General features: G+C 51.3%; 7 protein-coding genes and 1 pseudogene. 2 read left to right on the top strand and 6 right to left on the bottom strand.

The annotated features are described in order from the left end of the window. The 3 genes and pseudogenes from Q7V06_RS02880 to Q7V06_RS02870 form a co-directional block, all read right to left on the bottom strand. Window positions 1-465, bottom strand: a pseudogene (locus Q7V06_RS02880) (hypothetical protein); the annotation flags it as partial. Continuing rightward, a complete protein-coding gene (locus tag Q7V06_RS02875; protein WP_304837794.1) occupies window positions 462-1,532 on the bottom strand; it encodes a PGF-pre-PGF domain-containing protein in 1,071 nt (356 codons plus the stop codon). The gene Q7V06_RS02875 and the pseudogene Q7V06_RS02880, both read right to left, overlap by 4 nt. A 103-nt stretch (window positions 1,533-1,635) precedes the next feature. After that, window positions 1,636-2,490: a class I SAM-dependent methyltransferase gene (locus Q7V06_RS02870; protein WP_304837793.1), complete on the bottom strand. Its 855-nt coding sequence runs from the start codon at window positions 2,488-2,490 to the stop codon at window positions 1,636-1,638. Window positions 2,491-2,697: 207 nt separating this feature from the next. On the opposite strand from Q7V06_RS02870, the gene Q7V06_RS02865 reads away from it, so the two are divergent. After that, entirely contained in the window at window positions 2,698-3,570 is an 873-nt protein-coding gene (locus tag Q7V06_RS02865; RefSeq protein ID WP_304837790.1) for a proline iminopeptidase-family hydrolase, read from the top strand. Window positions 3,571-3,592: 22 nt separating this feature from the next. On the opposite strand, the gene Q7V06_RS02860 is transcribed toward Q7V06_RS02865, so the two are convergent. Continuing rightward, window positions 3,593-3,841 (bottom strand): hypothetical protein, encoded by a 249-nt coding sequence (locus Q7V06_RS02860; RefSeq protein ID WP_304837787.1) that lies wholly within the window; start codon window positions 3,839-3,841, stop codon window positions 3,593-3,595. Between the two features lie 450 nt (window positions 3,842-4,291). Between Q7V06_RS02860 and Q7V06_RS02855 the strand changes: the two genes are divergently transcribed. Next, entirely contained in the window at window positions 4,292-5,467 is a 1,176-nt protein-coding gene (locus tag Q7V06_RS02855) for an ATP-binding protein (protein WP_304837785.1), read from the top strand. Window positions 5,468-5,616: 149 nt separating this feature from the next. Here Q7V06_RS02855 and Q7V06_RS02850 read toward each other — a convergent pair whose 3' ends face one another. Beyond that, entirely contained in the window at window positions 5,617-6,771 is a 1,155-nt protein-coding gene (locus Q7V06_RS02850) for a Coenzyme F420 hydrogenase/dehydrogenase, beta subunit C-terminal domain (RefSeq protein WP_304837783.1), read from the bottom strand. 2 nt (window positions 6,772-6,773) lie between these two features. After that, a partial coding sequence (locus Q7V06_RS02845; RefSeq protein WP_304837780.1) for a molybdopterin oxidoreductase family protein occupies window positions 6,774-7,334 on the bottom strand: 561 nt, incomplete at its 5' end.

Genomic DNA, 7,334 nt, shown 5'->3' with positions numbered 1-7,334 from the left:
CTTTACACGCCGTCCATCACTCCAGAAGAGGTTATCCCGAAGATATAATGTCCACTCCGTATGATCATGCGAGACCTCAAACCGCTCAATGGTTCGTCCAATGAGACTGCCATCCGCCTGCATATCCATCAGATGCATGTTCGTGATCCGCATGAAGATATCAATATAATAATCAGTATAGAACTGTGTTGAGGTGACCTGATTTGGGGTTGCTATCTTCAGTACGGTCGTATCCTCAGGGGGTTCAGGGAAGCCGAGCACCCTGCATGCAGACACCTGGAGTTCAGATGCGGCATAATGAGTGATATCATCACCAAGGTATGTCGAACGCATGTACGGGAGAATCGCTTCTCCAAGTTCGTCATGGTTCATATCCGGTAGAGCAGATGCAGGGGCGATCAGCACCGAGCAGATGAGCAGCAGCAGAAGAGCAGTACTCAGCAGGTGTTTGAGAATGGGTCTCATCTCTTCTCCTCCGTCATTTGTACTCTCTTACAACCAGCAGATCCCAGCCCGATGATCAGAAGGACCATACAACCACCGATGAATGAACCCATCAGGGGGCTTGATGCCTTTTCAGCAGGGGTGACCGGCACTTTGGAGATGGCCGCCTGTTGTGACGCGGTCGGGGCAGTAGTCACTTTCGCAGTGGTTGGTTTTGGGGTTGGATTCTCTGTTCCAGGGATTGATGAGACTGCTATTGCAAAGAGGGAAAAGCCAGGGGTTTCAGCCTCATATGCCAGAGCATCGTCGGTATCATCTGATGAGAGGCGGCGGGTCGGGAGGAGGTCCCAGCCGTTCTGGTACCGGAAGAGTGAGATGCCGGTATCATCCACACGCTGCTCATCGATCCAGGAGCGGTCAACAGAGAACCAAATTGTTGCACCGGTCAGATCGTCATGGGCGATATTCCGCAGATCGATCTCAAGATATTCATATGCTGCACCTTCAGGGGCAGGGGTGCCTTCAGGCAGCTCGGTCTTCTCCACCTTTGCAGAGGCAGACGAGATATCGGCAGAACTCTTCAGAACGATGGAGCGAATGGGAGAATCAGCAACCAGAAGAGTCTTCTCCAGTGAAGATGTGCCAGTACCAGCCACTGAACCGCCGCTGCTGCCACCACCCGACGATTCGACATTGACGAGGGTATCAGCGATTATACCCTGTGCATTCTCTACCAGGTTATCCCACCTCCCAGAGATGACATTGCTGCCAGCGTTCTGGCTCCGGGCAGTATAGATGATCGTCTCATCTTCAATTACTGAGAAGATGATCTGCTGGTCGGCACGATACACACGGTCAGCGGGATGGTCGGTCTCAAGGAAGGTGAAGCCTTCCGGCAATGTCTCGATGATCCCTCCGGCGGGCATCCCTTCGATCTCAAGGGTGATCTGCAGATCGGACCAGCCCTGAATGCCGGTCAGCACTGAACGCGAAACAACCGTCTCGTCAGCGACTGCCGGCATCACAGAGAGGGCCAGCAGAAGAATCAGACAGCATAATGTTACCTTTAGTCCACGGAGTATAAGCATAGTAATACCATTTGTTTATTCCGTAGCAATATGTAGAAATAGTATTTATTCGTTATTAAATGAGAGTTATAACATAAATCATACGATTTCAGCACTAGGGATCTCACTTTCGCTCTGCAACAGCAACCGAGAGCCATCCATACTCCGGTGCCGGAAAGTAGGTGGATTTCTGAGTCCTCCTCAGCTCCATCTCATCCATATCACTGTACCTGGTGGAGAAGCCGGGTCCAAGCATTGCAACGATCTCATCTTCTGCATAAGTGGTCATCCGGTCAAGTCCGGTATAATCCCGGACATGGGAGAAGATATCATATGGAATATACCGCCGTTCCTGATGGATACGAGGGCATGGTTTGAGGTGTTCAAAGACGATTACCAGGTTAGGGAAAGACTCCTTTAAGGAGTCCATCACATCCTGCATCACCATCTGGTCAATATAGTAGCTGAGACCCTCCATCACCACAATCAGACGGGTGGAGCCCGTTTCATTGAATTTCTTTATCAGAATTTCCCTTAGTGACTGGGTGTCGGTGATATCCGCTTTTATGCAGGAGAGGGGCAGCAGATGATCCGGTGCAAGTTCAGCATAGAGACGCTGCTTAATCTCCATGTTTCTCAGGTCAATCTCGGTGAAGCAGACGTTATCTGAGAGCCATGGCAGAAGTTCAAGGCCGAGGGGGGAGAAGCCTGCACCCAGGTTGACGATTACTGTCCTTTCGGGATCGTTCTTCAGGAGTTCTGTGACCGCATTTTTGATGAAGTGCTTTCTGTTGATGATCACCTCAGAGTACCAGGGGCAGATCTCGTTATACCGCTTGAGGAGCGGATACCCGTGCGTTAGATCAAGCCGCTCGATGTAATGTTTGATAATTGGGATCTCATCGTAGTACCGGCTTGCCCAGAGCATCACAAGGGCGGCAGTGTCTGATACCGGGCATGGGTCGAAATGGTCTTTCATCTGTAGCTCCTCCCGAAAAATGGTTCTCAATGATTGTGATAGCACGTCTGATCAATCTTCTCCCTGCCGATCGTCCTGTTCACCTCTCTGACGGGTTTTTTGAAGGGCTCTATCCAGAACCCCGATACCAGGTATGATCACCCGGCTGCTCGCCTGAGCCGGTCGGTTTTGGTCATCATTATATATTCACAATCCCGATAGCAGACTATGAATACCCGGAGAAGAGGGAGTGTATCGGTCCCGGGCGGCGAGGTCGGGTACTGCATTGCAGGCGAAGAGAGGCCCGGTATCCCGCTCATCCTGATCCACGGAGGGCCGGGGGGAAGTTATGACGGATTTGTTCCCCTGGATGCCCTTGCAGACGAGCGGCCAGTCATCTTCTACGACCAGCTCGGCTCATACCGATCTCCTGCACCTGATGATTCGTCACTCTGGACCCTTGAACGGTATGCAGATGAGCTGCATGCGATCAGAACGGCGCTGGCTCCGGGGCCGGTCCATCTCCTCGGCCAGTCATTTGGGGCGATGCTTGCGGTTGCATATTGTGAGAGATACGGACAGTCCGGGATTTCGTCACTCATCCTCTCCGGCCCCCTCATCTCGTCTCCACGCTGGGAGTCAGATCAGCGGCGGCTTCTGTCGCAGATGCCACAGGAGACGCGGGCGGTAATCGGGATGCATGAATCATGCGAAGTCTATGACTCGCCCGCCTATCAGGAGGCGATGATGGAGTACTACCGCCGCCATCTCTGTCGGATGGAGATATGGCCGGACTGCCTGAACCGGATGTTTGAGCGGCTTGCAGCTCCGATCTACCTCCATATGTGGGGGCCATCTGAGTTCACGGTCCGGGGAACACTCAGAAACTGTGATAAAACACCGGTTCTGGCCGCACTCCGCCTGCCGGTGCTCTATACCTGCGGGGAGTTCGATGAGGCAACACCCCTGACTGTCCGGGAGTATCAGCGGATGACGGACGGGGCAGTGCTGAAGGTTTTTACTGGTGCATCACACATGCACCATCTGGAGGCGGAGGAGGAGTATATCGCGGTGGTACGGGGGGTTCTTGGAGGGAGATAAAAAGAATGGAAAAATGAGCAGATCAGATCTGCTTCATCAGGAGATACATTCCACCAAGTGCAGAGAGTGATGCGATGATATTGTTGAGCGAGAGCTTGTCATCTCCATATCCCATCATCGAGACGATATCAAAGGCTGCAAAGAGCAGGAATGTGAGGGCAAAGAGATATCCTGCCTGAATCTTCAGCTTGTAACCGGCATAGCATCCAGCGATGAAGATCAGAAGCTGGATAGCAATTGTAATAGGGGTGAGCATCTCGGCGAGTGCCATGCTCTGAGATACATTCATGAACAGATATATATTTTTCTCCATTTGCCGTTTTCCGGCAAAGGAGCAGCGGAGAGAGGGGGGTTTCCACACATTCTTTTGAATAGCCTCTTCTTCAATTGCCCTTGCTGGCCTTCATCACTGAGGTTCTCGGGAAATGTATCATCGCCTCTTCCTTCTTAGTCAGTGCCTTCCCTCACCGCGACTGACAAGAGGCCTTGGTGTAACAGATACCATTCTGAAATTCCAGAACCCGACGACCATGGTGCCAATGATGGCGAGGGTGGCGTCGGGGAGGAATTAGTTAGATCTGTTTGATCGTACAGTTTCCCTCTTTGCGAACGGTTTCTAAAATGGAAACAGCTGACTCATCACAGAACCAACTGCAAATAGTGAACTTTAACGTTATAATAATTAGTTACAATCAAATATAGTGAAAAACCACTATAGAGTATGACTGAACAGATTTTCATCGTCGGGGGTGAAGTCGAACCCCCGCATTTCATCGGCAGGGATGAAGAGGTCAACAGGATCAAAATAGACCTCCTCTCCCAGGCACAGAATAATGTCATCATTGGTCCACGGAGAATAGGTAAAACTTCCCTGCTCAGGAATCTCAAAAACAGTATCCAGAGCGAAGTCCTTTTTGTCCAGGTCAACTGCAGGAAGATCACACGTCCGGCTGATCTCTTCAGGATCACAACCAGAGCAATGGTTGCGACTTATGAGGAGAAGCATCGGATCAAAGGCCTTGCACGGAAGTTCTCGGATATCTTCAAAGGAAAGATCACCTCAGCTACACGATCAATCTCTGAGATTGGAGGCAGTATCGAACATGTCGGAAACGTCTACCTCCGGTTCCGGGACAGTGAAGTGAACGAAGAAGAACTCATCGCAGAAACCTTTGAGTTCATTGGAAGCTTTGCAGACGAGATTGAAGAGCCGATAGTACTGGCATTCGATGAGTTCCAGGAACTTGGAAAATGGAATGGGAAGATCTTCAACCTGTTCAAGACCCATATGGACAGCCAGCCCGATGTACGATATATCTTCTCAGGCTCTTCGGTCTCTCTCCTCCATGAGGTCTTCCTGAAACCGGATTCACCACTCTATCTGATGGCTGCAAAGGTCCAGCTGGAGCCGATTCGGCAGGAGGATGTACACAGGTACATCCGTTCCCGGCTTGAGATGCAAAAGATCAGGATATCAGATGGTGCCCTTGATAAAATATATGAATACACCGATGGTTTTCCATTCTATTTCCAGAAGATCGGATTCATACTCTATCAAAATGCCATCCTCGAAAAGAAGGATGCAGTCACGTTAAAAGACGTGGATATCGCATTCTCTTCCATGCTCAATGAGTTTGACAGTGAGTTTGAAGCACGGTATTCCAGTAAGTTCAGCAGGCAACAGCAGGATATCTTAAAATATCTCTCTGCCGAAAAGACCCGAAGGCTGAAGGAGATTGCGACAGATATGCAAACTCCTGCATCCTCTCTCACCGCTTCGATGAGAGACCTCTACAACACAATGACTGTCTGGAAGCCTCACGAGGGAAGATATGGCATACTCGACAATGTCTTCCGATTGTGGATTGCGCACAATATCCTTGCAAACTACGAATAACATCCATCTCTTAGGTATTTTCTTAGCTGATCCAATGATGGAGCAGGAAGTCTCCCTGCCTGAGTACGATGAAAGAGCTTGAAAAATAACCAGAGGGGCAAGGGGAGATATCCCCCCTGATATCGTGCCACTATTCCGCACAGAAAAATTTAGTTTTTATAGGGGGCAGACCCTAGTTTTGGATTATAGGTCGCATCCGTCTCGGCCCTGACCGCATGGGAGAGGAGCGCAAGCGGAATATCCATCGGACAGAGTTCCTCGCACTGACCGCAGTTGATGCAGGAGTCGGAGATATGAGCAAATCTGCGCATATGGAACATCGGGCTTGGCGGAATCTGGCCGGTTGGGACCATCGTTGTTGCCGCCTTCAGCTCCTTTTCTATCGGGAGGCAGACCGGGCAGTTCTCAATGCATGAGTAGCATTTGATGCACCGGGAGGTTTCGGCTTTGATCGTATCCCAGAGGTTGTCTGAGAGTGCGGAGAAGTCATGCTTCCGCCATTTGTTGCCGAGTTTCAGCATTGCACCCTCGACCTTTCCACGGATGGCAATACCCTTCGGATCAGCAGCTGACGTGACAACAGCACCTGCGGCTGATGCTTTTGAGACAAGCGTTGCACCCTTGTCTGAGCAGACTTCAACAAAGGTTGCCTTTCCGGCCTTGTCGCCGATGACACCCCAGTTCCCGCAGGCAAGGTCTGCCTGACGTGGCACCTTATACAGGCAGCGGCGGCAGTTGCTCCTCCGGCCATAGCCGTCCTCTTCGAGTTCGTCGATGGAGATACCCTTGTGGTGGCCGTCCTTTGTCATGATGATGAACTGGCCCTTGTCGATCTCCTCTTTGACAACATCGTCGGGGTTCGTATCAAACTTATCTTTGATCATCTTTGTTGCATCGATCGGTGAGACCGATCCACCGCAGTTTAAGCCGATCAGGATAAGGTTATCCAGGTTGATCTGGTTTCTCCTGGCAAGCTCAAGGATACCCATCGTGTCGCAGCCTTTCACCGGCAGAGCGAGCTTCATGCCGTTTGCCCCTGCAAGATACTTCGTCAGTATCTTCGAGAGGAGGAGTGTTCCACAGTGGAGTGAACCGGATGCCTTCTCAACTTCCGCCGGGTTCGTCACCACTTCGACTGTGGCATCATAGATGTCTGCTCCCTTCTTGACGACGAGAACACCGTCAACCATCTTGCTCTCAAGGGCGTACTTCAGCAGTGCAGTAACTGCACCTCCGCACTCACCCTTCTTGACACCTTCTTCAGTTGATGCCCATGCATAGAGCATATCGCCTTTTGCAACCATCTTCAGGCCTCCTTGATCTTTTCTACGGTGACAGAACAGGCCTTGAACTCGGGGATCTTGGCGATCGGGTCAAGTGCGTTGTTTGTCAGGACGTTTGCTGCACATTCTGCAAAGTGGAACGGCATGAACATGACGCCCTTCATGATCTCCTTTGTGACCCGTGCAGGTACATTGATCTGACCACGGCGGCTTCGTGCGATGATCATCTCGTTGTCTTTGATACCGAGTGCCTTTGCATCCTCGTCATTGATCTCGATCCAGCCGGTCGGCACTTCGCTCTCAAGTGAGCTCGAGCGCCGTGTCATCGAACCGGTGTGCCAGTGGAAGAGGCAGCGGCCCGTCGTCAGGATGAACGGATACTCTGCATCAGGAACTTCTGCCGGATACTTGAACTCGATCGGGAAGAAGATGCCAAGACCGTCGGGGTGGGAGAACTTGCCGATATGCAGAATTGGTGTGCCTGCATGCTCAGTTGTCGGGCAAGGCCAGTGCAGCGCTTCGGGCTTTGAGAGCCGGGCATAGTTCATGCCACCATAGGACGGCGTAACCTTTGCAATCTCGTT

The sequence above is a fragment of the Methanocalculus sp. genome, assembly GCF_030651615.1.
Taxonomy (GTDB): domain Archaea; phylum Halobacteriota; class Methanomicrobia; order Methanomicrobiales; family Methanocorpusculaceae; genus Methanocalculus.
This window is presented reverse-complemented; position numbering and strand designations above follow the sequence as displayed.